Here is a 529-nt window from a genome sequence, read left to right as displayed (position 1 = left end):
TGCAGCACGTTGCCGTGGCTGACCATCACCCCCTTGGGCTGGCCGGTCGAACCCGACGTGTAGAACAGATACGCCACGCTGGCATGCGTCGGCACCGTCGCCGGCAACGCCACCTCCGGTGCCGCGCCGCGTTCGTCCCAGTACAGCACCCGATCGCACAGCGAAGCGGCCCGCTCGCGCTGCGCGGCATGCGCGACCACCAGCGCTGCGCCGCTGTCTTCCACCATGTGCCGCAGGCGCTGCTGCGGGTACTCCGGATCCAGCGGCACGTACACCGCGCCGAGCCTGAACAGCGCGAGCGTGACCACCACCAGGTCCGCGGAGGACGCCAAGTGCACGCCGACGTGGTCGCCCGGGCCGATGCCGGCCGCGACCAGCGTGCGGCAGGCGGCCTCCACCGCTTCGTGCAGTCCGGCGTAGGACAGCGTGCGCCCGCCCTCGACCAGCGCCGGCCGATCGGGATGGCTGCGCACGATACGCGCGAAGGCATCGCCCAGGTGCGCCGGCAGGCTCGCAGCCACGTCCGGCA

Annotated in this window: 1 protein-coding gene; it reads right to left on the bottom strand. The window is 72.6% G+C overall.

The window, feature by feature from the left end; genetic code table 11:
- Positions 1–529 (bottom strand): AMP-binding protein (locus tag ACFQ0E_RS19255; RefSeq protein WP_386826652.1); only part of this gene is annotated, 529 nt, incomplete at both ends.

The sequence above is a fragment of the Lysobacter brunescens genome, assembly GCF_042677005.1.
GTDB lineage: Bacteria > Pseudomonadota > Gammaproteobacteria > Xanthomonadales > Xanthomonadaceae > Lysobacter_I > Lysobacter_I brunescens.
This window is presented reverse-complemented; position numbering and strand designations above follow the sequence as displayed.